The organism is Nocardia higoensis (genome assembly GCF_015477835.1).
GTDB classification, from domain to species: Bacteria; Actinomycetota; Actinomycetes; order Mycobacteriales; family Mycobacteriaceae; genus Nocardia; species Nocardia higoensis_A.
The window spans coordinates 427,737-453,854 of sequence record NZ_JADLQN010000003.1 but is presented as its reverse complement, the minus strand read 5'-3'; the positions used below and the strand labels follow the sequence as shown (position 1 = coordinate 453,854).

General features: G+C 67.3%; 24 protein-coding genes and 2 tRNA genes. 10 read left to right on the top strand and 16 right to left on the bottom strand.

Going from position 1 to position 26,118, the window contains the following annotated elements; translation table 11 throughout:
* The first annotated feature begins 44 nt into the window (after window positions 1-44).
* Window positions 45-497, top strand: coding sequence for a PH domain-containing protein (locus IU449_RS19930; protein WP_195003767.1), 453 nt, complete (start codon window positions 45-47; stop codon window positions 495-497).
* A gap of 68 nt (window positions 498-565) precedes the next feature.
* Here the strand turns inward: IU449_RS19930 and IU449_RS19925 are convergent, their stop codons facing one another.
* Entirely contained in the window at window positions 566-1,447 is an 882-nt protein-coding gene (locus IU449_RS19925; RefSeq protein WP_195003608.1) for a rhomboid family intramembrane serine protease, read from the bottom strand.
* Between the two features lie 98 nt (window positions 1,448-1,545).
* Here IU449_RS19925 and IU449_RS19920 point away from each other — a divergent pair, with 98 nt between their 5' ends.
* On the top strand, window positions 1,546-1,737 hold the full coding sequence (locus IU449_RS19920; protein ID WP_195003607.1) for a hypothetical protein: 192 nt from the start codon (window positions 1,546-1,548) through the stop codon (window positions 1,735-1,737).
* A 36-nt stretch (window positions 1,738-1,773) separates the two neighbouring features.
* Here the strand turns inward: IU449_RS19920 and IU449_RS19915 are convergent, their stop codons facing one another.
* The 4 genes from IU449_RS19915 to IU449_RS19900 form a co-directional block, all read right to left on the bottom strand.
* Window positions 1,774-2,568 (bottom strand): ABC transporter permease, encoded by a 795-nt coding sequence (locus tag IU449_RS19915; protein ID WP_228805375.1) that lies wholly within the window; start codon window positions 2,566-2,568, stop codon window positions 1,774-1,776.
* Window positions 2,569-2,627: 59 nt separating this feature from the next.
* Window positions 2,628-3,620, bottom strand: coding sequence for an ATP-binding cassette domain-containing protein (locus tag IU449_RS19910; RefSeq protein ID WP_195003605.1), 993 nt, complete (start codon window positions 3,618-3,620; stop codon window positions 2,628-2,630).
* Window positions 3,621-4,146: 526 nt separating this feature from the next.
* Complete coding sequence (locus IU449_RS19905) at window positions 4,147-5,061, bottom strand: acyl-CoA dehydrogenase family protein (RefSeq protein ID WP_195003604.1); 915 nt, start codon at window positions 5,059-5,061, stop codon at window positions 4,147-4,149.
* 23 nt (window positions 5,062-5,084) lie between these two features.
* Window positions 5,085-6,035, bottom strand: a complete 951-nt coding sequence (locus IU449_RS19900) for an NAD(P)-dependent oxidoreductase (RefSeq protein ID WP_324188348.1) — start codon at window positions 6,033-6,035, stop codon at window positions 5,085-5,087.
* An 88-nt stretch (window positions 6,036-6,123) separates the two neighbouring features.
* Between IU449_RS19900 and IU449_RS19895 the strand changes: the two genes are divergently transcribed.
* Window positions 6,124-6,468, top strand: coding sequence for a winged helix-turn-helix transcriptional regulator (locus IU449_RS19895; protein ID WP_195003602.1), 345 nt, complete (start codon window positions 6,124-6,126; stop codon window positions 6,466-6,468).
* A gap of 62 nt (window positions 6,469-6,530) precedes the next feature.
* Here IU449_RS19895 and IU449_RS19890 read toward each other — a convergent pair.
* The 11 genes from IU449_RS19890 to dnaA all read right to left on the bottom strand — a co-directional run bounded on the left by IU449_RS19890 (window position 6,531) and on the right by dnaA (window position 20,385).
* Window positions 6,531-6,603 (bottom strand) — tRNA-Ala (locus IU449_RS19890).
* A 31-nt stretch (window positions 6,604-6,634) separates the two neighbouring features.
* Complete coding sequence (locus tag IU449_RS29170) at window positions 6,635-6,742, bottom strand: DLW-39 family protein (RefSeq protein ID WP_218018222.1); 108 nt, start codon at window positions 6,740-6,742, stop codon at window positions 6,635-6,637.
* Between the two features lie 36 nt (window positions 6,743-6,778).
* A tRNA-Ile gene (locus IU449_RS19885) sits at window positions 6,779-6,852 on the bottom strand.
* Window positions 6,853-7,042: 190 nt separating this feature from the next.
* Window positions 7,043-8,278, bottom strand: coding sequence for a DUF3566 domain-containing protein (locus IU449_RS19880; RefSeq protein WP_195003601.1), 1,236 nt, complete (start codon window positions 8,276-8,278; stop codon window positions 7,043-7,045).
* Window positions 8,279-8,335: 57 nt separating this feature from the next.
* Window positions 8,336-10,846, bottom strand: a complete 2,511-nt coding sequence (gene gyrA / locus IU449_RS19875) for a DNA gyrase subunit A (protein ID WP_195003600.1) — start codon at window positions 10,844-10,846, stop codon at window positions 8,336-8,338.
* Window positions 10,847-10,918: 72 nt separating this feature from the next.
* Window positions 10,919-12,961 (bottom strand): DNA topoisomerase (ATP-hydrolyzing) subunit B, encoded by a 2,043-nt coding sequence (gene gyrB / locus IU449_RS19870; RefSeq protein WP_195003599.1) that lies wholly within the window; start codon window positions 12,959-12,961, stop codon window positions 10,919-10,921.
* 306 nt (window positions 12,962-13,267) lie between these two features.
* A complete protein-coding gene (locus IU449_RS19865; protein WP_195003598.1) occupies window positions 13,268-14,230 on the bottom strand; it encodes an alpha/beta fold hydrolase in 963 nt (320 codons plus the stop codon).
* 124 nt (window positions 14,231-14,354) lie between these two features.
* Window positions 14,355-14,891 carry a DUF721 family protein gene (locus IU449_RS19860; protein WP_195003597.1) on the bottom strand — a complete coding sequence of 179 codons (537 nt, stop codon included), beginning with the start codon at window positions 14,889-14,891 and terminating at the stop codon, window positions 14,355-14,357.
* 380 nt (window positions 14,892-15,271) lie between these two features.
* A complete protein-coding gene (gene recF, locus IU449_RS19855) occupies window positions 15,272-16,480 on the bottom strand; it encodes a DNA replication/repair protein RecF (protein ID WP_195003596.1) in 1,209 nt (402 codons plus the stop codon).
* A 56-nt stretch (window positions 16,481-16,536) separates the two neighbouring features.
* On the bottom strand, window positions 16,537-17,712 hold the full coding sequence (dnaN, locus tag IU449_RS19850) for a DNA polymerase III subunit beta (protein WP_195003595.1): 1,176 nt from the start codon (window positions 17,710-17,712) through the stop codon (window positions 16,537-16,539).
* A gap of 735 nt (window positions 17,713-18,447) precedes the next feature.
* On the bottom strand, window positions 18,448-20,385 hold the full coding sequence (gene dnaA / locus IU449_RS19845; protein ID WP_195003594.1) for a chromosomal replication initiator protein DnaA: 1,938 nt from the start codon (window positions 20,383-20,385) through the stop codon (window positions 18,448-18,450).
* Window positions 20,386-20,986: 601 nt separating this feature from the next.
* Here dnaA and rpmH point away from each other — a divergent pair.
* The 7 genes from rpmH to IU449_RS19810 all read left to right on the top strand — a co-directional run bounded on the left by rpmH (window position 20,987) and on the right by IU449_RS19810 (window position 26,054).
* Window positions 20,987-21,130: a 50S ribosomal protein L34 gene (rpmH, locus tag IU449_RS19840; RefSeq protein WP_006550910.1), complete on the top strand. Its 144-nt coding sequence runs from the start codon at window positions 20,987-20,989 to the stop codon at window positions 21,128-21,130.
* A gap of 21 nt (window positions 21,131-21,151) precedes the next feature.
* Window positions 21,152-21,658, top strand: a complete 507-nt coding sequence (gene rnpA / locus IU449_RS19835; protein ID WP_195003593.1) for a ribonuclease P protein component — start codon at window positions 21,152-21,154, stop codon at window positions 21,656-21,658.
* Entirely contained in the window at window positions 21,655-21,999 is a 345-nt protein-coding gene (gene yidD, locus IU449_RS19830) for a membrane protein insertion efficiency factor YidD (RefSeq protein ID WP_195003592.1), read from the top strand. Before rnpA ends, yidD begins: the two co-directional genes overlap by 4 nt.
* A gap of 4 nt (window positions 22,000-22,003) precedes the next feature.
* Window positions 22,004-23,128: a membrane protein insertase YidC gene (gene yidC / locus IU449_RS19825; protein ID WP_195003591.1), complete on the top strand. Its 1,125-nt coding sequence runs from the start codon at window positions 22,004-22,006 to the stop codon at window positions 23,126-23,128.
* A gap of 35 nt (window positions 23,129-23,163) precedes the next feature.
* On the top strand, window positions 23,164-23,682 hold the full coding sequence (locus tag IU449_RS19820; RefSeq protein WP_195003590.1) for a protein jag: 519 nt from the start codon (window positions 23,164-23,166) through the stop codon (window positions 23,680-23,682).
* Window positions 23,683-23,834: 152 nt separating this feature from the next.
* Window positions 23,835-24,626 carry a 16S rRNA (guanine(527)-N(7))-methyltransferase RsmG gene (gene rsmG, locus IU449_RS19815; RefSeq protein WP_195003589.1) on the top strand — a complete coding sequence of 264 codons (792 nt, stop codon included), beginning with the start codon at window positions 23,835-23,837 and terminating at the stop codon, window positions 24,624-24,626.
* Window positions 24,627-24,881: 255 nt separating this feature from the next.
* A complete protein-coding gene (locus IU449_RS19810; protein ID WP_228805204.1) occupies window positions 24,882-26,054 on the top strand; it encodes an RNA-guided endonuclease InsQ/TnpB family protein in 1,173 nt (390 codons plus the stop codon).
* Window positions 26,055-26,118: the final 64 nt, after the last annotated feature.

The window sequence follows — 26,118 nt, the reverse complement described above, 5'->3', positions numbered from 1 at the left end:
AACTCGAGGATGAATGGGGACAGCGCCACGTGAACCCGGAATCGATGAACCCGGAATCGGCGTCTCGCCTCACCTGGTCCACCCCCACCCCGGCCCTCGTCGCCGTCGGGATCGGCGGTGCGGTGCTGGCGATCGCCGCCTTCTTCGCCGGTGACGCGCCGAGCAAGCTGATCGTGGGCGTGGCCGCGGCGGGCCTGCTCGGACTCACCGCGCTCGGCGTCCGGCAACGCCCCCGCCTGGAAGTCCGCCCCGGCGCCGAACCTCGCCTGATCGTGCGCAGCTTGCTGGGCCCGACCGAGTACCGCCCCGACGAGCTGACCCGGGCCCGGATCGTGAGCTACCGCAGGCTCGGCCGCCGCACCCCGATGCTGGAGATCGACGTCCGCCACGGCGATGGCGACCGATTGCTCATCTTCGGCCGCTGGGATCTCGGCACCAACCCCGAGAACGTGTTCGAGGCGCTGGTGGTGCACCGCCTCGCCTTCCTGCGCGACTGACGGCGCAGCCGCTTCACGCGACGTTTCACGTGAAGCAATCACCTTCTGGAGCAATCGCCCACTGCCGGTCAGCTCAGCAGCGCAGTCGCCACCAGAGTGACGACGATGGAGGCCGCCGCGACCGCGGCGATCGATGCCCAGCCGATCTGCCGCGCGGTCGTGGCGTCGCGTACCCGCAGCCACTCCGGCAGGAACAGCACGCCGATCGTGGCCAGCGTGCCCGCCACCAGGCCGCCGAGGTGCACCCACAGCGAAATACCCGGCAGGCTCAGGCTGAGGAACACATTGATGCCGATGACGACCAAGATCTGTGTGGGGTTCATCCGCAACCGGAACATCACCACCGCGATCATGCCGAACATGCCGTAGACCGCGCCGGACGCGCCTGCCCCGATCGAGTTCGGCGCCTCCAACAGCATGCCCGCGGCAGATCCGCCGATCAGCGAGACCAGGTAGAGCGACAGCAGGCGCCAGCGGCCCAGGACCGGTTCGATCTGAATACCGATCACGTAGAGCGCGAACATATTGAGCGCCAGATGCAACGGCCCCCAGTGCAGGAAGCCCGCCCCCAGCAACCGGATCCACTCCCCGTCGGCGACCAGAGACGGGATCAGCGCCAGCCGTAAGAACAGCGAGGAGCGGTAGTTCTCCATCAGGCTGCCCGACTGCAGCACGGTGATGGCGTAGAACACCAGATTCACCGCGATCAGACCGTAGGTGACATAAGGGGTCGCGGTCTGCGTGACCGGCGCACCCGCCACCGTCCGCACCGGGCGGATCTGCGCCTGCCCTTCTCGCACGCAATCCACGCAATGCTGACCGACGGCCGCGGGCCGCAGGCACTCCGGGCACGCAGGCCGCCCACAGCGCGTGCACGACAGGCCGGTCGCGCGATCGGGGTGTCGGACGCAGGTCGGCGCGTACGGGTGAGCACTCATCACCCTCGCCATGCTAATCAGATTCGGACAATCGGCCCGTTGACCGCTGCCCGGCTCGGCATCCACCAGGGCTTTCTGCATCATGTGCCGCGTTGTGCGAGAGTGGACCGATGACCACGAGGCCCTCGATCCTCTCCCCTAATTCCCGTAACCGGCTCATCGCCGCTGCCCTGCTCGGCGCGGCGGGCGGCGCGGCCTGGATCGTGCGCAGCAAGCGACCGGTGCCACCGGAACCCGCCCCCGAGCCCCCGCGTATCGGCTACACCCGAGACCTCCCCTCGGCCGACGGCGCCGCGCACTGAGCCGGCGCCGCCGCACGTCCCCAGCCGACGGCCCGCTCAGCGGCTGACGGTCCGCTTGTACTGCCGCAGGGCCAGTGGCACGAACACCACCAGGATCACGACCACCCAGATCAGCGTGGTCGCGATCGGATGCTGCATCGACCACGCGTCGGACTGCGGTGCGAGCCCGCCGGTGTTGCCGAACAGCTCGCGGGTCGCGGCCACCACCGCCGAGACCGGGTTCCACTCCGCGAACACCTTCAGCACCGAGGGCAGATCCTCGATCGGGACGAAGGTGTTGGCCAGGAAGGTCAGCGGGAACATCACCATGAAGCTGGCATTGTTGAACACCTCCGGCGAGCGGACCAACAGGCCGACCACGGCCATGACCCAGGACAGCGCGTAGGCGAACAGCAACAGCAACAGGTACGCCAGCACCGCGTCCAGGAACGATCCGCGGATGCGCCAGCCGACCAGCAGACCCGTCACCGACATGACCGTCAGACTGACGATGTTGATCACCACATCGCTGACGGTCCGGCCGATCAGCACCGCCACCGGCGCCATCGGCAGCGAACGGAACCGATCGATGATGCCTTTCTGCATGTCCTCCGCCAGGCTCGCGCCGGTGAAGGACGCGCCGAACACGACGGTCTGGGCGAAGATGCCCGCGATCAGGAACTCGCGGTAGCCGCCCTCGAGCCCGGGCACCTGGATGGCGGTGCCGAACACGTAGGCGAACAGCAGCACGAACATGATCGGCGAGAGCGTCGAGAAGATCAGGACATCGGGTACACGCTTGATCTTGATGACATTGCGTTTGGTGACCGTGATGCTGTCGGTGACGACCATGGCGATCCGGTCGGCCAGGCCCGGTTCCGCCGCGGGGTCGAACGCTGTCGGTACCGAGGTCATCGAGAGATCCCTTCCGTCGCTTCGCTCACGCCCGGACCGGACGGGCGTTCTTCGGCCTCGTGGCCGGTGAGGGTGAGGAATACGTCATCGAGCGAGGGTCTGCGCAATCCGACGTCATGGATCTGCACACCCGCGCCGCCGAGCAGACCGACGGCGTCGACCAGCGCCTGCGAGCCGTTGCTGACCGGCACGATGATGCGCCGCAGGCCCGGCTCGAGGTGGATGTCGCCGTCTGCCAACGGCTTCAGCACGCGCTCGGCCGCGGGCAGCACATCGGCCGATTCCACGGTCAGTTCGATGCGGTCGCCGCCGACCATGGTCTTGAGCTCGTCCGCGGTGCCGCGCGCGATGACCGTGCCGTGGTCGATCACCGCGATGGCGTCGGCCAGCCGATCGGCTTCGTCCATGTACTGGGTGGTGAGCAGCAGCGTGGTGCCGCCCGCGACCAGTTCCTCGATCACGTCCCACAGATCCAGTCGCGCCCGCGGATCCAGGCCGGTGGTCGGTTCGTCGAGGAAGAGCACCGGCGGGTTGGCCACCAGCGCGCCCGCCAGGTCGAGCCTGCGTCGCATACCGCCGGAGTAGCCGCGCACCGGTCGGTCGGCGGCGTCGGTGAGCCGGAACCGCTCCAGCAGTTCGCGCGCGCGTTCCTTGCTGCGTTTGACGCCCAGGTGGTAGAGCCGCCCCACCATCTCCAGGTTCTCGAACCCGGTGAGGTATTCGTCCACCGCGGAGTACTGCCCGGAGGCACCGATCCGGGAGCGCAGCGCCTGCGGATTACGCAGTACGTCGATACCCGCGACGGTGGCGCGACCCGCGTCGGGGATGAGCAGCGTGGTGAGCACGCGGACGGTGGTGGTCTTCCCCGCGCCGTTGGGCCCGAGCAGGGCGGTCACGGTGCCCTCCGGCACCCTCAGGTCGAGGCCGTCGAGGGCGACCAAACGGCCGTAACGCTTGACCAGCCCCTCGGCGACTATTGCGTCGGGCATGATTCTCCTGACGTAGACGATTGCTCGTTCTGCGATTCTCGGCGCCCGTTGCACGCCGGTGCCAGTATCGGCCCGTCGCCCGCCCACCGCAGCCCATTTTTCGCGCCTGCCGCGGCAGCTCTCGGATCTGTTGTCACACCGGCCTCCCATGACTTTCGATCGCCATCGCGCCATCCTGGCACCGGGGTACGACATGTTCGGCCGTGGAGATCGGCGGCGCGGGCTCATGCGTCTTCGGGGCGATCGGTCGCGATCACGGAATCGGACGTAACCGGGCGAATGCCACGGCCGGTCGGCCGGGCACCGTACCGGACAGGCAGCGGCGGAAAGCCGGCGTCGACCCGCGGCTGGACACGTCGAGAATGTGGGCGAAATTGCCGCCGTGCCGCGCACACAATCAGCCGCTTATCGCGTAGGATCGTTGGCGTCGGCCCCTCCCCCCCGGGCCGACCTTACGCGGGCCTCGGCTAACTCCCCCCCTTCGCCGAGGCCCGCTCCATGTCCGCAGCAGGTCGAAACAGCCGGCTCAGTCCGCCGCCCCGACCGCTCGCCAGGCGGTTGCCAGTCGCAGATCGCGCGCCCGTCCGGCGACGCCGAGCAGCGGACGATCCCGCTCCCAGCGCGCCCGCGTCCGGTCCTCGACCAGAGACCACAACGGTTCGATGTCCGCGAGCAGCCGTTCGACATCGTCGAACACGCCGGCGAGGGCGACGTGCACACCGGACGACAAGGGTGGGCATGCGCCCAGCCCGCGCAGCGCCGCGACGAGGCCGAGCAGCCGTTGCAGCACCGGCGGTGGCCAGTTCGCCTGCCTGCCGACCCGCGCCAGCCACCCCAGCGCCGCGGCGGTCACGTGGATGTCCTCGATCGTGCGGAACGGTTTGAGCACGTCGGTGTAGCCGTCGCCCGGCAGCGGCGTCGCCCGCGCGTCCTCGAAGGTGACCACGGCGTGCGGGATCTCGGGTGCGAAAGCGAGCGCGGGCCGGTCGGCGATCGTCACCGCGGATTCGGTGACATCCACGAGCACGGCCGCCAGCCGATTGCGACCGTCGCGCCCCGTGCCCTGGCTCGCGACCACCACCAACCCGCGGGCCAGACCGGCCAGCGTCGTGAACGTCTTGGTCCCCCGGACCGTCCACACGCCGTCCCGCTCGCTCACAACGGTCCGGATCGCCGCCGGGTGTCCACCGCCCTGCTCCGTCGCCGCCAGCGCGTACGCCCGATCCCGCGGCAGGTCCGGCAGTAGCGCCACGATCGCGGCCTGATACCCGGCCAGGAACGCATAACCCAGCCGGTCCGCCGCGAAACCACCGGCCACCGCCGCATCCACCGCGTCCGGGAACCGTCCCGACACCACGCGATACCGCTCCCACGCCTCGTTCATCGACGGCGTCGGCTCGCCCGGCTCCTCGGTCAGCAGATGGTCGAACACTGTGCTCATGCCTGCACGCTAGCCGGGGGCGATCACCTGCCGGTCGCGGACGGTGATTCGCCGGAAGACATCAGCTCGTAGACAGGCACCGGCCGTCCGGCCTGTTCACTCGCGCTGCGCGCCCGTCGCCAGAAATCTTGGGCTGCACGGGAAAGCGTGGCGTCCACACCGACCTCGACGCTCGCGTCGATGATGTGCTGCGCGCCGGCCTCCATCATGAGGAAGGCGGAGCGATCGCCCCAGCCGCCCGCCTTCGCCGCCGCCGCGTACTCGGAGACGAAGAACGGATACGCCTGACTGGAACGCTGCGCGTAGGGCAGGAATCGTTCGATGTCGTGCCCTGATCGCGCGATCAGGGCGAATGCCTGGTCGAGGGCGACCATCCACGGATGGAACGGAATCAACAACGCCTGGTAGAAGACCTGGGCCAGACCGTCGTCCTCGCCCAGATACTCCTGCGGGCTCAACGGCCGCAACAGATCCGCGTGGGCGTCGAAGACCTCGCGCGGCCCGCTGTAGAAGATGTAGGAGGCGGGATGAGAGATGTTGTCACCCGCCGACATGAAGCCTCCGCAGAGGAATTCCGCGCCGTGCGAGCGCACCCAGGCAGCTCCCTCGCGCGCATTCTCCGGCGAATCCGAGGACAGATTCACGATCACCTTGCCCGGCAACCGGTCGAGCGCCTGACCGAGCACGTCGTACATCGCCGCGTAGTGGGTCAGACTGACGACGGTCGCCGCACCGGCCTCCAGCGCCTCCCCCACGGTCGCGGCCCGCTTCGCGCCCGCTTCGACCATGGCCTCGACCTTCTCCGGGCTGCGGTTCCACACGGTGACCTCGATCCCCGCGGCCAGGAAAGCTCGTACCATCGCCTGCCCCATCGGCCCCAGTCCGATGACACCGACGGATCGTCTGTCGTGCTGCGCAGACATGTGTTCTCTCTTCCGGTAGTCGAGATATTCGGTTTCGGCGCCGGAATCGATGCTCGGCCAGGGGGGTACCGCCGGACAAGAACGTACGTTCGAATAGGGTTGCTGACGACGAGGTGAGCAAAGAGGTCAGGAGTCCGCGATGACCATTTCCCGTGATACAGATCACCAGGTGTGCGGTATGTCGCTGGCCATCGATGTGGTCGGCGGCAAATGGAGAATGCATCTGATGTGGGTCCTCGGCGCGGAGCCGCAGCGGTTCGGGCAGATCCGCCGAACCCTCGCCGGCGTCAGCGAGAAGGTGCTGAGTGAGAATCTGCGCGGACTGGAGGCCGCCGGGGTGGTCCGCCGCGAGGTGTATCCCGAGGTGCCGCCCCGGGTCGAGTACTCCCTGACTCCGCTCGGCGAGGATCTCGCCCGCGCACTGCGCCCACTGGAGGAATGGGGCGACCGGAACCGCGGCCACCTGATCACGATCGGTGATTGATCGACCGCGCTGAACGAAAAATGCTCCCGCCCTGTGGATCAGGGTCGGGAGCATTTCTGGTGTGGAGCCTAGGGGAATCGAACCCCTAACCCCTGCCTTGCAAAGGCAGTGCTCTGCCAATTGAGCTAAGGCCCCGAGTCACCGGAATTCGGTGCCGCCGCGGGAATCAGCGAGCGGTGACCTCGTGCCAGTGATCGGCTTCTTCGCGCTTGCGGAGTTTGGTGATCCCGATCAGAACGGCGAGAACGACGCCGACCGTGAGAACAATCTTCATGATGTCCACCCTACTGTGCGGTTCGGGGAGTAGGAGTGGGCCTAGGAGGACTTGAACCTCCGACCTCTTCGTTATCAGCGAAGCGCTCTAACCGCCTGAGCTATAGGCCCGTATCCGGTCTCGCACCGTATCGGGCGAACCGAGGATAAAGGTTACCCGACATCGCGAGAACAACCAAAACGGCTGGTCAGACGGATATTCGCGGTAAGGAACATGGGTGGGGAAAGCGACGGCCGACAACGCCTCGGTAGAGACGATTGCCGGCCGTCGCGTCGTGGCTGCCGATCAGCCCACCGTGGACTAGTCCGGGTCGGCCAGGGTCACCTGGATGCCGCCGACCAGATCGCAGCACTGGTTGTAGATGAACGTGCCGACCGTGCCGAGCGCGGTGAACAGCACGACATTGATCAGGCCGATGACGCCCGCGTAACCGAACACCGTGCCCGCGTCGATGAGACCGGACGTGCCGCCGTCCTGCGACACCATCTCGGTGAAGGTGTTGTTCAGCCGCTCCCACACCCCCATGCCCTCGAGCACGATGTAGAGCAGACCGACCGCGAGCATCCACACGAAGAACAGCGCCACGCTGATCACCAACGAGATCTTCAACGTCGACCACGGGTCGATGCGGCGGATCTGCACGGTGGCGCGCAGCGGGTCGCCCGCGGACACGGCAGCGGCCATCGCCACCGGCACCGCGGTCGGCAGCGGTGACTGCGGGGACGTGCCGGGGGCGGCCTTGTCCGCGGGCGGCAGCGGGTGGCGGATCTCGGACAGATCGGGCATGTCCTTGATCAGTTCGGGGCGGGCGATGCTCCGGGTCGGTCCGTCGATGCCGACGGACTTCACCATCGCCGCCTCCTTACGCGCCGCCTTGGCCGCGAGGTCCGCGGTGGTACGCGCGTTGGAAGCGCCGCCCAGACCGCCACTGCCCAGACCGCCGCCGAGCCCGCCGCCGCTGCCGGGTCGACCGGTCACCGGCGACTGTCCGGGCCGGTACAGGTTCGACTGCGGCTCCCGCTGCGGCAGCTGCGACCAGCCCTCCTGGAACTGATTCTGACCACCCGGATTCTGACCGCCTGCCCCCTGAGCGGGACCGCCCTGCTGCGGGCCGCCCGGCCCTTGGCCGGGACCGCCCTGCCCGGGCGCGCCGGGCGCTGGGGCGTTCTGCGGCTGTCCGTTCTGAGACTGTCCGTTCTGCGGCTTGCCCCCGGCGGGCGCGGAGTCCTTGCCCGCCTCGGGTCCGCCCTTGGGCTCTCCGGAACCCCCGCCGATCCGGGCGGTCTCCTGATCGAAACCGGGCTTGCTGTCGGGCGCGGCCTTGCCGGACTGCTGGGCACCGCCTTGCTGCGCACCGAAACCGCCCTGCTGCTGGGGCTTTTCGTGCGACTGGCCGCCCGGGGTGTTCCCACCCTGAGGTCCGGACTCGGCCGAGCCGGGCCGGGGAGCCGGCCGCGGCGGAATCGGGGACGGTGCGATCCGCTCGGTCACACCGTTGTTCTGGTGCCCGTCATTCGGCTGATTCGGAGTGGTCAATGGGAATCCTCAGATCCGTTCGTTGCCGCCGCTGTGGAGGGGTTTCTCGCTGTGTGTCTACTGCTGAGAGGAACCGGCGTCATCGCCACCGTCGACCACATCGGGCTCGTCGGCGTTACGCGCGATCGCAAGCAAGGTATCGCCCTCGCCGAGGTTCATCAATCGCACGCCCTTGGTCTGCCGACCCGCCTTGCGGACCTGGTTCGCCGCCGTCCTGATGACGCCACCGCCGGAAGTGATGGCATACAGCTCGTCGTCGTTGTCGACGATGAGCGCGCCCACCAGCGTGCCACGCCTGACGTCGAACTGGATAGTCAACACACCTTTACCGCCACGGCCCTGTGCGGTGTACTCCTCGATGGCCGTCCGCTTGGCGTAGCCACCGGAGGTGGCGACCAGCAGATAGGTGCCTTCGCGGACCACGTTCAGCGAGAGCAGTTCGTCATCGGCGTTGAACCGCATGCCCTGCACACCGGAGGTCGCCCGCCCCATCGGACGCAGCGCCTCATCGGTGGCCGAGAAGCGGATCGACTGGCCCTGCGCGGAGACCAGCAGCAGGTCGTCCTCGGCCGAGCAGAGCACCGCGCCGACGAGCTCGTCGTTGTCGCGCAGGTTCACCGCGACGATGCCGCCGCTGCGGTTGGAGTCGAAGTCCGACAGCCGCGACTTCTTGACCAGGCCGTTGCGGGTGGCCAGCACCAGGTACGGCGCGTCCTCGTAAGTCCTGATCTGGATGATCTGGGCGATCTTCTCATCCGGCTGGAAGGCCAGCAGGTTCGCCACGTGCTGACCGCGCGCGGTGCGGTTGGCCTCGGGCAGTTCGTAGGCCTTGGCCCGGTACACCCGGCCCTTGTTGGTGAAGAACAGCAGCCAGTCGTGGGTCGAGGTCACGAAGAAGTGCTTGACGATGTCGTCCTGCTTGAGACCCGCGCCCTGCACGCCCTTGCCGCCGCGCTTCTGCGAGCGGTAGAGGTCGGTCTTGGTGCGCTTGGCGTAGCCCGTCTCGGTGATGGTGACGACCACGTCCTCGCGGGCGATCAGATCCTCGTCGGCGACGTCGCCGTCGGCGGAGACGATCTGGGTGCGTCGCTCGTCGCCGTACTTCTCGACGATCTCGGCCAACTCGTCGCGCACGATCGCGCGCTGACGCTCCGGCTTGTCGAGAATGTCCTTGTAGTCGGCGATCTCGGCTTCGATCTTGGCCAGATCCTCGATGATCTTCTGCCGCTCCAGCGCCGAGAGGCGACGCAGCTGCATGTCCAGGATCGCGGTCGCCTGGATCTCGTCGATCTCGAGCAGCTGCATCAGGCCGGTGCGCGCGGTGTCGGTGTTGGCCGAGCGGCGGATCAGCGCGATGACCTCGTCGAGCGCGTCGAGCGCTTTGACCAGGCCGCGCAGGATGTGGGCGCGTTCCTCGGCCTTGCGCAGCAGGTACTTGGTGCGCCGGATGATGACGTCGAGCTGATGATTGACGTAATACCGGATCATCTGGTCCAGCCGCAGCGTGCGGGGCACGCCGCCGACGATGGACAGCATGTTCGCGCCGAAGCTGGTCTGCAGCTGGGTGTGCTTGTACAGGTTGTTCAGCACGACCTTGGCGACCGCGTCGCGCTTGACCGTCACCACGATGCGCAGGCCCACACGGTCGGAGGACTCGTCGTGGATGTCGGCGATGCCCGCGATGCGGCCGTCCTTGACCTGCTCGGCGATCGCGTTGACGAAGTTGTCGGTGTTGACCTGGTAGGGCAGCTCGGTGATGACGATCGTGGTGCGGCCGCGATTGTCCTCTTCGATCTCCACCACGCCGCGCATCTTGATCGAGCCGCGCCCGGTCGTGTACGCGTCGTGGATCCCCTGGGTGCCCACGATCAGGCCCGAGGTCGGGAAGTCGGGGCCCTTGATCCGCTCCATGCACGCGGCGAGGGTGGCCTCCTCGTCGGCGTCGTGGTTGTCCAGCGCCCAATAGATCGCAGAGGCCAGCTCGGTGAGGTTGTGCGGCGGGATGTTCGTGGCCATGCCGACGGCGATACCGTTGCTGCCGTTCATCAGCAGGGCGGGCACGCGGGCGGGCAGGACCACCGGCTCCTGCGTCTTGCCGTCGTAGTTGGGGATGAAATCGACTGTCTCGTGGTCGATTTCGCGCAGCAGCTCCATCGCCAGCGGCGTCAGACGGCACTCCGTGTAGCGCATCGCGGCCGCGCCGTCGTTGCCCCGGCTGCCGAAGTTGCCCTGGCCGTCGACCAGCGGGTACCGCATCGCCCACGGCTGGGCCATACGCACCAGGGTGTCGTAGATGGCCGAGTCACCGTGCGGGTGATAGTTGCCCATGGTGTCCGACACCGGGCGCGCGGACTTCACGTAGCTGCGATCGGGTCGGTAGCCGTTGTCGTGCATGGCGTAGAGGATGCGGCGATGCACCGGCTTGAGTCCGTCGCGCACCTCGGGCAACGCGCGGCCCACGATCACGCTCATGGCGTAATCGATATAGCTGTTCTGCATCTCCAGCTGGATGTCCACCGGTTCGACGCGGTCGCCCGCACCGTCCGGAGGCAGCGTGATGTCGGTCATGAAATCTCCTTAACGGGCTGACATGCGAAAACGTCCGCGGGCGCCGCGAGGTGTCCTCGCGGCGCCGCGGGTTCACACGTCGAGGAAACGGACGTCCTTGGCGTTACGGGTGATGAAGCTGCGGCGGGCCTCCACGTCCTCGCCCATCAGCACGCTGAACAGTTCGTCGGCCGCGGCCGCGTCGTCCAGCGTCACTTGACGAAGCACCCGGACACTCGGGTCCATGGTGGTTTCCCACAGCTCCTTCGGATTCATCTCACCCAGACCCTTGTAACGCTGGATGCCGTCGTCCTTGTTGATCTTCTTGCCCGCGGCCAGGCCGCGTTCGAGCAGGCCGTCGCGCTCGCGGTCGGAGTAGGCGAACTCCGGTTCGCTGCGCTGCCACTTCAGCTTGTACAGCGGCGGCTGCGCCAGATAGACGTGACCGTGCTCGACCAGCGGGCGCATGAAACGGAACAGCAGGGTCAGCAACAGGGTCGAGATGTGCTGGCCGTCCACGTCGGCGTCGGCCATCAGCACGATCTTGTGATAGCGCAGCTTGGCGATGTCGAACTCGTCGTGGATGCCGGTGCCGAAGGCGGTGATGATCGACTGGACCTCGTTGTTCTTGAGGACCTTGTCGATACGCGCCTTCTCGACATTGATGATCTTGCCGCGCAGCGGCAGGATCGCCTGGTACATCGAGTCGCGTCCGGACTTGGCCGAGCCGCCGGCGGAGTCGCCCTCCACGATGTAGATCTCGGACTTGCTCGGATCCTTGGAACGGCAGTCGGCCAGCTTGCCGGGCAGACCGCCGAGGTCGGTGGCGGACTTGCGGCGCACCAGCTCGCGTGCCTTGCGGGCGGCCACGCGGGCCTGCGCCGAGGACACCGCCTTCTGCACGATGGTCTTGGCGTCGGCCGGGTTGGCCTCGAACCAGTGCGTGAGGTGCTCATTGCAGGTGCGCTGCACGAACGACTTCACCTCGGTGTTGCCGAGCTTGGTCTTGGTCTGGCCCTCGAACTGCGGCTCGGCGATCTTCACGCTCACGATGGCGGCCAGACCCTCGCGGATGTCGTCGCCGGTGAGGTTTCCTTCCTTCTCCTTGATGAGCTTCTTGTCCCTGGCGTACTTGTTCACCACGGTGGTCAGCGCGGCGCGGAAGCCCTCTTCATGGGTGCCGCCCTCGTGGGTGTTGATGGTGTTGGCGAAGGTGTGCACGGACTCGGAGTAGCCCGAGTTCCACTGCATGGCGACCTCGAGCTCGTGACCGGTGCCCTTGCCGGTGAAGCCCACCACGGAGTTGTGGATGGCCTGCTTGGTGCGGTTGATGTGGCGGACGAAGTCCTCCAGACCACCCGGGTAGTGGTAGGTCCTGGCCTTGACCTTGTGCTCGGCCGGCTTCTCGGCGGTCTCGCCCGGCTTGGGCGCCTCGGCGGTCTCGCTGACCACGTCCTCGGTGACGTCGGAGTCGGAGACCCGTTCGTCGGTCAGGGTGATGGTCAGGCCCTTGTTCAGGAACGCCATCTCCTGCAGACGGCGCGCGACCGTCTCGAAATTGAAGGTGGTGGTCTCGAAGATCTCCGGATCGGCCCAGAACCGGACGGTGGTGCCCGTGCGCTTGGTCGGCTCGCCCTGGACCAGCTTGCCCGGCTTCGAGTCCTTGTAGGTCTGGGACCAGTGGTACCCGTCGACGTCGATTTCCACCTCGACGCGCGAGGACAGCGCGTTGACCACCGAGATACCGACGCCGTGCAGACCGCCGGACACGGCGTAGGACTCGCCGTCGAACTTGCCGCCCGCGTGCAGCTGGGTCATGACGACCTCGACGGTCGGGATGCCCTGGGCATGCATCTCCACCGGGATGCCACGGCCGTCGTCGACGACTTCCACGCCGCCGTCGGCGAGCAGGGTGACGCCGACCGAGGTCGCGTATCCCGCCATCGCCTCGTCGACCGAGTTGTCGACGACTTCCCAGATCAGATGGTGCAGACCGCGCTCACCGGTGGAGCCGATGTACATGCCCGGGCGCTTGCGAACCGCCTCGAGACCTTCGAGGACGGTGATGGAGGAGGCACCGTAGTTTTGGCCCGACTTCTTGCTCGAGCCGGATTCGTTGGAGTGCTTGGCAGCCACTGGTCGGTAGCTCTCCTTACTTGCTGACCTCGACGCGACGAGCGCACAGCACGTCGATGGCCCGAAGTCCGACTGGTCGAGATACGGGCCCACCGACGGGGCTGAGCAGAGCGCGCCGAAGGATCGCCGCTAGTTACTCCTCCATCCTACTGGTAGGCCTGAATCAGAATGCACCTACGACACCCCTGACGGGTCCGTGAGTGCGAGAAACGGACCGGCGACGAGTCCGGTCCGCCTCCTGAACGTCTCCGGGACGCTGAGCCGGTTCTCCGCCCCGGCGCCGCGGACAGTCCGCGATCGGTGCTTCTAGCCCTGGCCGTCTGAGCCGTCGGAACCGGCGCAGGCGTCGCCGGCGGGGACGGCATGCGCTTCGTCGGCACGGGCAGCGACATAGGCGGCGAAGCGGCCCGCCACTTCCTCCGGATGCGAGATCGGCGACCAGTGCCGCGCGTCGAACACCGTGGTGGTGAGGTCACGCACCCAGCGCGAGGCCTCGCTGTTGACGACCGGACGGACCGCGCGGTCACCGGAGGCGACCAGCAGTTGCACCGGAATCTCGATCGGCCGCGGGCGTGGATCACGCATCCGCGGGCGGATATTCGCACGGTAGAGCGCGAGGCCGGTGAGCATGTCCACAAGCAGCGTCGGCGCGGGCGAGACGCGATCCGCGTCCAGGCCGTCGAAGTAGGCCAGGAACTTCGGCCAGCGCCGGGCGAGCAGTCGCAGCACCGGTTCCGACATGCCCGGAATCTGGAACGCGACCGTATAGGCCGAAGCGATCCCCTGTTCCAGAGTGCCTCGCAACCGTGCGAGCGAGAACGGGCCGCGAAGGTACGCGCCGAGGAAATCGAGATTCGGCCCGGACAGCGCGGTGAAGGAGGCGATTCGCTTCGGAGCCCGCGGGTCCGCGGCGACCTCCCAACCGAGTACCGATCCCCAGTCGTGTCCCAGGACATGCACTCGCTGCCCGGGCGCGACCGCATCGAGAACCGCGAACACGTCGTCGGCGAGTTCTTCGAGTCGATAGTCCGCGACCGAGTTCGGGGCGCTACTGTCGCCCGCTCCCCGATTGTCGAAGGCGATGACACGCAAGCCCGGCGCGAGCCGGGCCGCCACCTCGGCCCACAGCAGATGGGTGTCCGGCCAGCCGTGGATCAGCAGAACCGGCACACCCTTCGGATCTCCGCACTCGAAGACAGCGAGAGCGACCCCGTCGCGATGCACGCGATCCCGCGGAGTGAAGACGGTGTCCACAGCTGTTCCTGTCATCGGCTCGAGGCTCCCCTGAGGTCGGCGTTCCACGTGAAACCTGCGTCGCACGTGAGCGGTACCAATTACCGTAACAACAAGTATCAGCAATTTTCGGGTCTTTCGCTCCCCGGCCGACGCCGACTCACCCGTAGGTGTCCCGTGGCCCCCTGCCCTTGATGTGCCGCTCGCCCTTACGCCAGCTCGGCGCGGTCGGACCGGTGATCTTGAGCTGGCGAACGACACCCGGCCCCACCGCGGCCGCGATCTTCGCCAGGATCTGCGGTTGCAGCATGCGCAGCTGTGTGGCCCAAGCGGTCGATTCGGCGGCGATGCCGAGGACTCCGTCCTGCAACGAGACGGGGGTCGCGTGCGAGGCGATGTCCTCGCCGACCACGCCGGCCCACCGCCCGAACACCGTGCCCTCGGCGACCTTGCCGTCCCACCCGCGACTTCTGGCGATGCGGGTGGCCAACTGGGAGAGCAGCTGGGGATCACGGTCGTCGGGCCGGGCGCCGGACCAGCCGCGCCCGCCCCCGCGGGCGCGCAGTTTGCGGACCGGAGAGGCACGCCCCTGCCCGACCGACTTACCGTTGGCCCGGGCGGCCGCCCTGGCCTCTTCGAGCGCGCGACGAGCCAGATCGATGCCGCGCAGCGGTTCATTTCCCGGCTCTTCGCCCATCGACTTCCTCTCCCAGCGGCCCGCTTCAGGCGGGCTTCACGCGCGCGTTCGTCCCCTGTTCTACCGCAATCCCGCGACGCCCATAGCGTGTCACGACGGCCGTGTCGGTAACGCCACACCGGCGCGACCAGCGCAATCCACACGGCTCGAAAGTTATCCACAGGTTCTGTGGACAACCTGTCGACAAATCCCCCGAAAACCCGGTCCGAGCAAACTTTACGCTGCTCGGAGGTGGTCCCACGGCACGGTCACGACGCGGTCACCGGACCGACATACCCCCAGGAAAAGGCCTCGAGCGGGGATAACGGCAAGGTTGTCGAGTACTCGGCGCGGACCTCGCGGGCCCCGTCCCAGCAATCGATGCACCAGCCTGTGGATAACTATGACGATTCTGTGTACATCTTCGGTTTCGCCTGGTCATCCGGCGGACCAGGCACGATGTAGGAGGTGCGCGCCGAGGCCGTGCCTCGGGTCTCGACCCGGACGGGGGTGGCCTCGAGTTCGGCGGGTACGTCCTCGGGGACCGCGGCGGTGATCAACACCTGCTCGGCCCCCGCCGCCACGGCCGCCAGCGCCGTCCGCCGGCGCCGGTCCAGTTCGGCGAACACGTCATCGAGCAACAGCACCGGCTCGGCCGAGGTGGCCCGCAGCAATTCGAAGGAAGCCAGCCGCAGCGCCAGTGCGAACGACCAGGATTCGCCATGGCTGGCGAATCCCTTGGCGGGCGCGTCGCCGAGCATCAGTTCGAGGTCGTCGCGGTGCGGGCCGACCAGGCAGACGCCCCGCTCGAGTTCCTTGCGCCGGGCGGCGCCCAATTCGCGCAGCACGATCTCGGCGAGCTCGGTCTCCTCGGCGGCTCCCGGCGTCCGCGCCGGGTCCTGGAATTCCACAGGTAGACACGAACTCCGATAGGCGATGGACGCCGGGCGCGATTGCGGCGCCAGCGAGCGATAGGCCTCGGCGAGGTAGGGGTGCAGGTCGTGCACCAGGCGCAGGCGCTGGGCCAGCAGCACCCCCGCGTGCTGCGCCAGGTGCCCGTCCCATACGTCCAGGGTGCTCAGATCGGCCGAGGAGCGGTGCCTGCCCGCGGTTTTCAACAGGGCCGAGCGCTGCCGCAGCACCCGGTCGTAATCCGAGCGCACGCCCGCCAGCCTGGGCAGACGGGCTGTGCACAACTCGTCGAGGAACCGCCGACGCTCCCCTGGATCGCCGCGAACCAGCGACAGGTCCTCCGGCGCGAACAGCACGGTGTGCAGAATCCCCAGGATGTCGCGGGTCCGGCGCACCGGCGAGCGATTGACCTGGGCGCGGTTGGCTGCGCCCTGCTTCAGTTCGACGTCGATGCGCAGTTCACGCCCGGCGTTGACGACATTGGCGCCCAGCAAGGCCCGCTGGGCACCCGCCCGGATCAGCGGGGCATCCGATGCCACCCGGTGCGAACCGAGAGTGGCGAGATACCCGACCGCCTCGAGCAGATTCGTCTTCCCGTTGCCGTTCGCCCCCAGGAACACCGTGCGGCCTGTGGACAACTCCAGCTCGAGGTGTTCCCAGGACCGGAAGTCGCGCAGCGACAAAGCCCGGACGAACATCGGCTACCGCGCCCACGACGATCGGCGCGGCGACACCCGATCACCCACGCGCGCGATCAGCCCGGCAGCCGCACGGGCATCAACAGGTAGGTGTAAGCGCCGGTCAGCGCAGCGAAGGACCCGGATTCCAGGGTTCGCGGCTCTTCCTCGCTCGCGGGCAGCAGGACCGCGGGCCTGCTGGGCGTGGTGAAACCGAAGCTCACCCTGTCCGAATGCAGCGCGGAGAGGCCGTCGACCAGATAGCCCGGATTGAACGCGATGGTCAGCGGCTCGCCGCGGAAGTCGGCGACCAGCCATTCCTCGGCGCGGCCCGCGTCATCCCCACCCGCCGACAGCAGCAAACCCTCTGTGGAGAACTCCAGACGCACCTGTGCACCGCGCTCGGCGACCAGCGCGACACGCTTGATCGCCTCGGTGAGCGCCGCGACCTCCAGGGTGGCCACCGAGGTGTGCTCCTTGGGGAGCAATTGGCGGAACTTGGGGAATTCGGCGTCGAGCAGCCGCGTGGTGGTGCGACGGCCCGCGTTGACGATGCCGAGCAGCCCGTCCGCGCCCGCACCGGAGCCCAGGGAGAGTTGGACCGGCGCGTCCGAGGCGCCGAGGGTCTTGGCGGCTTCGGACAGCGTGCGCGCCGGGATCAGCACGGCGGTCTCGATATCGGCGCGTGCGGGCTGCCATTCGATGTGGCGTACCGCGAGCCGGAACCGGTCGGTGGCCGCGAGCACGACATGCGAGCCCTCGATCTCCACCCGGATGCCGGTGAGCATCGGCAGTGTGTCGTCCCGACCGGCGGCGACGGCGACCTGGCCGACGGCCTCGGCGAAGATGTCCACACTCAGTTCACCGGTCTGCTGGGGAACTTCGGGAAGCTGTGGATAATCCTCGACCGGCATGGTCGGCAGCGAGAACTTCGCACTGCCACAACTGATCAACACGCGCGTACCGTCCACGGAGACGTCGACCGGCTTGTTCGACAGCGCCTTGGTGATGTCGGCGAGCAGCCGGCCGGAGACGAGGACTTCACCCGGTCCGGCGACCTCGGCGGCCACCCGCATCTGTGCGGAGACCTCGTAGTCGAATCCGGAGACGGTCAGCCCGTCTTCGTTGGCGACCAGCAGCACACCACCGAGCACCGGGACAGGCGGCCGGGACGGCAGGCTGCGCGCGACCCACGCGACGGACTCGGCGAAGTCCTCTCGGGCAACTCGAAACTTCATGCTCGAAAGCTCCATCGCCCGATGTGTCCTCTCCCGGTTGTCGTGTGGATGGTTCGCGACCCGATGTGGCCGACAGACCTAGAACCGTACCCGCGTACAGCGGTGGAACCTAGCCCGGGCTGTCCTCCGCGCGTGCCGTGTCCACTCCTTCGCCGAGCCATCGCCTCGTCCTCCTCTGCCCTGTGGACGCGATCCCCTCGGCTGCCGAGCGCTCCGGCGGACTTTTCCACACACCCTGTTTTCAAGAGACATCTTCTAGAAGAAGAACTGAAGTAGTAATAGGGCCTGTGGAATCTGTGGATTCGACGTATCAGCGCAGGTCACAGGGTGTGGCGGGATGGGGATGGATGGTGAGTGACCGGTGGATGAACTGTGCGTGGCTGTGGAGAGTCCAGATCTATCCCACATCTATCCACCGCTCATCCTCGAGTTGTTCCACCGTTTCGGGCCACTTGTGCACACTGTGCACCGACTCGAGGACAACCGGTGGATTCCTCGAGGATTCCACAGGGATTCCTCGAGGAATCCACAACTGTGAACAGCCATGCGGGCAGGTCAGGCCCTGTGCACGGATTCGGCTGTGGAAACTGTGGACAACTGCCTGTGCACCGACGCGGCCGATGGCCTGTGCACCAACTCGAGGACAACCTGTGGATTCCTCGAGGATTCCACAGGGATTCCTCGAGGAATCCACAGGGCGAAAAAATGCACCGCCCCTGGTCAGGAGCGGTGCGAGGGGTGTGGATGGATTCAGCGCGAGCGCTGCTTGATCCGGGCTGTGAGTTCTTGGACCTGGTCGTACACGCGACGGCGTTCGGTCATCTCCTTGCGGACCTTCTTCTCCGCGTACATCACCGTCGTGTGATCGCGCCCGAACGCCTGCCCGATCTTCGGCAGCGACAGATCGGTCAGCTCGCGGCACAGATACATCGCGATCTGGCGGGCCTGAGCGAGCGGACGCGCCTTGCCCGGACCGGTCAGCTCGTCGAGGGTGGTGTTGAAGTACTCCGCGGTGACCGCCATGATCGTGGCCGCGTTGATCTCCAGCGCCGCGGTGTCGGGCATCAGGTCGCGCAACACCACCTCGGCCAGCGAGATGTCCAGCGGCTGACCGTTGAGCGAGGCGAACGCCGTCACCCGGATCAGCGCGCCCTCGAGTTCGCGGATATTGCGCTCGACCCGGCTGGCGATCAGTTCCAGCACGTCATGGGGCACGTCGAGTCGATCCATCCGTGCCTTCTTGCGCAGGATCGCGATGCGCGTCTCGAGTTCGGGCGGCTGCACATCGGTGATCAGGCCCCACTCGAACCTGGTCCGCAGCCGCTCCTCGAGAGTGGCCAGCTGCTTGGGTGGGCGGTCGGAGGAGACGACGATCTGCTTGTTGGCGTTGTGCAGTGTGTTGAAGGTGTGGAAGAACTCCTCCTGGATGCCTTCCTTGCCCTCGATGAACTGGATGTCGTCGACCAGGAGGATGTCGGTCTCGCGGTAGCGACGCTTGAACGCCACCTTGCGGTCGTCGCGCAGGCTGTTGATGAAGTCGTTGGTGAACTCTTCGGTCGAGACGTATTTGACGCGCATCCCCGGGAACAGCCGCTGGGCATAGTGGCCCGCGGCGTGCAGGAGATGAGTCTTGCCGAGTCCGGAAGCGCCCCACACGAACAGTGGGTTGTAGGCGCGCGCGGGCGCTTCGGCGATCGCCACGGCCGCCGCGTGGGCGAATCGGTTGGACGCGCCGATGACGAAGGTCTCGAAGGTGTACTTGGCGTTCAGGCTGGCGCCGGAGCTCGACGGTGCCGGAGTCGGCTCCTGGTTCTTGGCGAAGTAGGTGGGCCAGGAGTCGCGGATGCTCACGACCGGTTCGTCGTCGCCGCGCTCGGTGTGCGGGCCGTCGGTGCCGGGTTCGCGGACATCGCGGTCGGCGCTCGGCTCACGTAGCGGAATGCGACCGGGCTCCGGAGAGAACAACGACTCCTGTCCGGGCGGGGTGCTGTCGCGGCGCGGCGGAGCGGGCAGGTCGGACAGGTCGGGCCGTACCCGGGGGGCGTCCTCCGCCGAATCGGCGTAGGACGGGTCGTCGAACCCGCCCGGCGGGATGCGGAAAGACGTGGTCGGGAAATCCGAGGCCGGGTATTCGGGTTCGGGCGTGTAGCCGGCGGACGGCGCATAGTCCGATCCCGGATAGGTGTCCGGAACCGGATAGTCGTTCGGGAACGGCGCGGGTCCCGGATATCCCGAGTCGCCGCCCGGCTCGGCGGAGCGGCCGTAATGCGGCGCGGGCTCGTCGGGGCGCTGCGGTTCCTGGCCGAACCCGCCCGCGGGGCGCGCCGGTCGGGGCTGTTCGGGGCGGCTGGTCATCCTGGCGTGGCGCGCGCCCGCGGCCGGACCATCGCCGGTAGAGGTGACCGGGGCGGCGATCCGCACGCCGAGTCCCTCCACCTGGGGACCGAGCATGCGCCCGAGGGAACGCAGGATGGGTTCGCGCAGGTCGCGTTCGATGGCTTCCTGGGCCAGCGACGACGGCACCGACAGCAGGGCGAAACCCTGCGCGACGGTGATCGGCTTGACGAGCTTCAGCCAGGCCTGCTGTGCTCTGGTGACCGCGGGGATGCTCCCGTCGGCTGATCCGGTGGTCAGCTCGGCGATCACCTCCGGCCAGACAGTGGCCAGCACGTTCTGCTCGTCGTCCATGCAGTTTCCTCCCCGGAAGTAGGTCGATTGGAGCAGACCGCCGGGGCGCGTGAGCGGTGGCGGGAAATTGGGCTATCCTGTGATCTCGCCTACGTTCCCGGCTACCTTCCCGGCCGGTTCGCCGGCCGCCGGGTCCAACGTCGCCCGGTGGGTCGAATATGCCACTCCAGGGGTCTTTCCACACAATTATCCACAGATGTGGAAAACCCTGGGGAAATGTGGAATGCCGGTGCAACGGCCCGGTGCGGCGTCTGGACCTGCGGTTCTGGGGCAACAATGTAGCAACTCTGTGGTTCGGGCTCTCGCTCGACCCGCGGCGGTGTGCAGATGTTCACGTTCGCACTGTTCCTCCCGGGCGCCTCGTCCCGCGATGTGCCAGGTCGCGGCCGGTACGGCGGTGCGGGGGGCGGGTTTGACCCGTCTCTGGCGGGTCAGTACTCTCTTACAGTCACCCCTTGGTGCGGTGGCGGTCTCGTGCTGACCGCGTCTGGTCGAGTGCAGCGGACCGCGTCCGGTCGCTAACGACCACGGTGCGCCAGGGACGTATCACCGAACAACTTCGGGTGTCGAACGACGCCCACCTACTCGAGGAGTGTTGACCGTGGCCAAGGGCAAGCGGACGTTCCAGCCGAACAACCGTCGTCGGGCGCGCGTTCACGGCTTCCGTCTCCGGATGCGTACCCGTGCGGGTCGCGCCATCGTCTCGGCGCGTCGCCGTAAGGGCCGCGCTTCCCTCACTGCCTGATCCTCGCCTTCGGACGCTCGGGTGTTGCCTGAGCCGTATCGGTTGCATCATCGTGCCGACTTCTCCCGGACGGTGCGCCGAGGCCGGCGAATCGGGAGGCGAGATGTCGTCGTCCACGCGTTCGTGCACAGCTATGACTGGGCCCGAACCGGCTGGGCACGAACCGACGACGAGATCTCGGACGCGACAATCTCCAGCGACCCGGTAGCGGCCGGGTCGCTTGTCCGCGTCGGTGGGCCGAGGTTCGGATTGATCGTCAGCAAGGCGGTGGGCTCCGCGGTGGTTCGACACCGGGTGGCCCGCCGCCTGCGTCATATGTGCGCCACGATCGTCGACGAACTTCCCGCCGACACCGACATCGTCATCCGGGCGTTGCCCGGCGCGGCCACCGCCGACCAGGCGGAGCTGGCGCGTCAGGTGCGCAGCGGGCTGCGCAAGCTCGGACTCACCGCAGGCGCGGCCGACGCGCCCGCCGGGCGTTCCCGGGTCCCGGCCGGCGCGCGCTCGCGAGCGGATCACCGCTCATGAGATCCGCCGCTGCCGCCGTCACCCGGCTGCCCGCCCGGGCATTGATCTTTCTGATCGAGCTGTATCGGACCTACGTCTCCCCCACCCGGATGCCGGTGTGCCGTTTCACGCCGACCTGCAGCGAGTACGCGGTCACCGCTCTGCGCACCCGTGGCTTCGTCGTCGGCCTCGGACTGGCAGCCGTGCGACTGCTCAAGTGCGCACCCTGGCACCCTGGTGGGTGGGATCCCGTTCCGGAGCGCCATGCGCGGCGCCGGAGCGAGGCTGCCGCCGACGCGCCGTCGGCGCCACATGCTTGTAAAGGTTCGCCGCACGCGGTGACGAACGACGGGAGTACATAGAGCCGTGCTCGACTTCATCTATTGGCCGGTGTCCTGGATCTTGTGGTTCTGGCACCGCGTGTTCGCCGCTGTTCCCCTGCCCGGATTCGGCAAGGACAGCGGCCTGGTCTGGTCGTTGGCCGTGGTGTTCCTCGTGTTCACCCTGCGCATCGTGCTCTACAAGCCGTTCGTCAAGCAGGTGCGCACCACCAAGCAGATGCAGGAGTTGCAACCCCAGATCAAGGAGTTGCAGAAGAAGTACAAGAACGATCGCCAGAAGATGGCGGTCGAGATGCAGAAGCTTCAGAAGGAACACGGCTTCAATCCGCTGATGGGCTGCCTGCCCGTACTGGCCCAGGTGCCGGTCTTCCTCGGTCTCTTCCACGTGCTTCGTTCCTTCAACCGAACCGGTCATGGGATCGGTCAGCTCGGCATGACTCCGGAGGAGAATGCCAATACCGCGAACTACATCTTCAGCGCGGCCGATGTTCAGTCGTTCCTCAGCGCTCGCATCTTCGGCGCTCCCATCTCGGCGTTCATCACCGCGCCGCAAGCCGAGTTCCTGGCGTTCGAGGACTGGGGTGGGATTCCCAGCCGACTGAGCATTGCCCTGGTCGCGATCCCGCTGATGGTGATCGCCGGTCTGGCAACCCACTTCAACGCTCGGGCCTCGGTGGCGCGTCAGACGCCGGAGGCCGCGGCCAACCAGCAGGCCGCCCTGATGAACAAGCTGGCGTTGTGGGTGTTCCCGCTCGGCGTGCTCGTCGGCGGTCCGTTCCTGCCGATCGCCATCCTGCTCTACTGGGTGTCCAACAACATCTGGACCTACGGGCAGCAGCATCTCGTCTTCGGTCGCATGGCCAAGGAAGAAGAGGCCAAGAAGCAAGCGAAGCTGGAGCAGCGGGCGCAGAACGCGCCCAAGCCGGGAGCCAAGCCGGTCAATATCAAGAAGCAGCCGGCCACCGCTGTCGCCGCCGACGAGTCGGGGGAATCGGGTACTACTGCCGATGACGCTGCGCGGGCCAATGGCACGGCCTCGGCGAACGGCACGAAACCGCGACCTGCCAAGGCAGGCGGAGCGCGTAAGCAGGGCGGGCAGAAGCGCAACCCGAACCGGGGCAGGCCCAACCAGAAGCGCCGCCGCAGCTGACCGTCACAGCCACCCGTGAGATTGAGGAAGACGACATGACTGTTGAAACCGACGGAGTGAACGCCGACGCCGACGAACTCGTCGGCGATGCCGAGGAAGCGCTGATCGAGGAGGGCGAACTCGCCGGTGACTATCTCGAGCAGCTGCTCGATGTGCTGGACTTCGACGGCGATATCGATCTGGATGTGGAGGGCGACCGCGCGGTCGTCAGCATCGACGGTGGCCGGGATCTGTCGAAACTCGTGGGACGCAACGGTGAGGTGCTCGACGCGCTGCAGGAACTGACCCGGCTGGCTGTCCAGCAGGCCACCGGTGTGCGGAGCCGCCTGATGCTCGATGTCGCCGGTTGGCGCGCCAAGCGGCGCTCCGAGCTGAGCGCGCTGGGTACCGAGGCGGCCAAGCGGGTGGCGGCCTCGGGCGAGCCGGAAGCCCTCGCCCCGATGACGCCGTTCGAGCGCAAGATCGTGCACGACGCGGTCGCCGCGGTCGACGGCGTGAGCAGCGAGAGCGAGGGCGTCGAGCCCAACCGGCACATCGTGGTGGTGCCCGCCTGAGGCGGTGACCGACCGCGGGTTTCCCGCAGGGGGACCGCTGGTGATTGGATAGGCCTCTGGTCTTCGGACCGGGGGCCTTCTCCATCTCACGCACTCCCCGGCGGCAAGCCCTCCCGGCCGTCGTCGGAACCGAGCACGGAAGGACGTTTCACGTGGAACCAGATCTCGGTGGAAGCGCCGCGCGATCCGAGTCGGACGCGCCGCCCGCGGCCGCGCTGGTCTTCGGCGACCGGCTCGATATCGCACGTCGCTATTACGACGCACTCGCGACCGATGGCGTACAGCGAGGGCTGATCGGGCCCCGCGAGGTTCCGCGGCTGTGGGAGAGGCACATCCTCAACTGCGCGGTGATCACCGAACTCATCCCGGAAGGGGTGAGTGTCGTGGACGTCGGAAGCGGCGCCGGACTGCCCGGCATTCCGCTCGCCATCGCCCGCCCGGATCTGCGCATCACTCTTGTCGAGCCGCTGTTGCGCCGCACGGTGTTCCTCAGTGAGTTCATCGAGGCGGCGGGTCTCGGCATCACCGTCGTGCGCGGTCGCGCCGAGCATTCGGGGGTCACGAAGGAAGCCGGAGGCGCCGATATCGTCACCTCTCGTGCCGTGGCCCCGCTCGCCAAACTCGCCCATTGGTCGTTGCCGCTGCTTCGCGACCACGGCCGGATGCTCGCGCTCAAAGGAGCCAGCGCCGCCGAAGAACTCGAACGCGACCGAGAGGAACTCGTTCGTCTCGGTGCCGGAAATTTCGAGGTGCTCGAATGCGGCGTCGGCATCGTCGATCCGCCCACCGTCGTCCTGAGTGCGGAACTCCTCCCCCGGGCCGAACGTCCCTCGCGCCATCGCGAGAAGCACGTCCGTCGCCGGGAGCTCGGAGACAAGCATCGAGACACGGTCGTCGACAAGGTGCGTCGACGGGCGGGCAAGTCCACGCGCGACGGCGGCTAGTCCGGCGCCGTCGCTGTAGCAGCCATTCCGACGCCTCGTGGTCTCGCGACTCACGGGGCGTCGGTTCTTTGTGTCGAATGCCGCTGGGATTCCGCTGGGCATGACGCCGGGGCGATCCCAGCGCATCCGCCAACCGGCCCAGCCCATGCTTCACGCACCGCAGCCGACATCCCGGACTCGCCACTTCCGGAAGTGTGACCGAGAGATGTGGTGCGCAGGCCTCACCGTTCGGGGTGGGGTTAGTACATTCGTTCGATGCGGGTGGGTGTGGCGTGTGAGGTTGGCGTCATGGGGCGGGTGGTGAAGCGGGCGTATAAGTATCGCTTCTATCCGACCCCTGAGCAGGTTGAGCAGTTGGCCCGCACGTTCGGTTGTGTGCGGTATGTGTACAACCGGGCGTTGGCGGAACGTTCCCGCGCCTGGGCTCGGGAGCAGCGCCGCATCTCCTACGCGGAGTCCGACAAACTGCTCACGGCATGGAAACGCGACCCGGGCACGGTGTGGTTGACCGAGCCGTCGAAGGGGCCGTTGCAGGCGGTGTTGCGGCATCTGCAGGGCGCGTTCGAGAAGTTCTGGCGCAAACAAGCCAAGTATCCGCGGTTCAAGAAGAAGGGCCGGTCGAGGGATTCGGCGACCTATTTCTCGAATTGTTTCACCTTCCGCGACGGCCGGTTGAAGCTGGCCAAGCAGTCGCAGCCGCTGGACATCCGCTGGTCGCGGCCGCTGCCGGAGGGGGCGGTGCCGTCGCAGGTGACGGTGTCCAAGGACGCGGCGGGCCGCTACTTCGTCTCCATCCTGGTCGAAGAGACCGTCTTGGAACACCCAGCCACGGATGCGGTGGTGGGGGTGGATGCGGGGATCACCTCGCTGTACACGTTCTCGACCGGGGAGAAGATCGGCAATGCCCGGTACGAGAAGCGCGACCGTGCCCGTCTGGCGAGAGCCCAGCGGGTGTTGTCGCGTAAGCAGAACGGCTCGGCGAATCGGGCGAAGGCCCGGCGGGAAGTGGCGCGTGTTCATGCGCGGATCGTGGATCGGCGTCGCGATCATCTGCACAAGTTGTCGTCTCGGTTGGTGCGCGAGAACCAAGTGATCGCCATCGAGGACTTGTGTGTGCGGAACATGCTGCGCAACCGCTCACTGGCGAGGGTGATTGCGGATGCGAGCTGGGCGGAGTTCCGGTCGATGCTGGAGTACAAGGCCGCCTGGTACGGGCGCACGGTGATCGCGGTGGATCGGTTCTATCCGTCGTCGAAGACGTGCTCGGTGTGCGGGCGGATCACGGACAAGCTGCCCCTGCACATCCGGGAATGGACCTGCCCGTGCGGTGCGGTTCACGATCGGGATGTGAACGCGGCGAAGAACATACGCGCGGCTGGGCTGGTCGTGCTGGCCTGTGGAGATGGTGTGAGTCCGTCCCGCAGTTGATGTGGGAAGGCGGCTGTCGGTGAAGCAGGAAACCTCGGGCGCGAGCCCGGGAATCCCCCGCCTT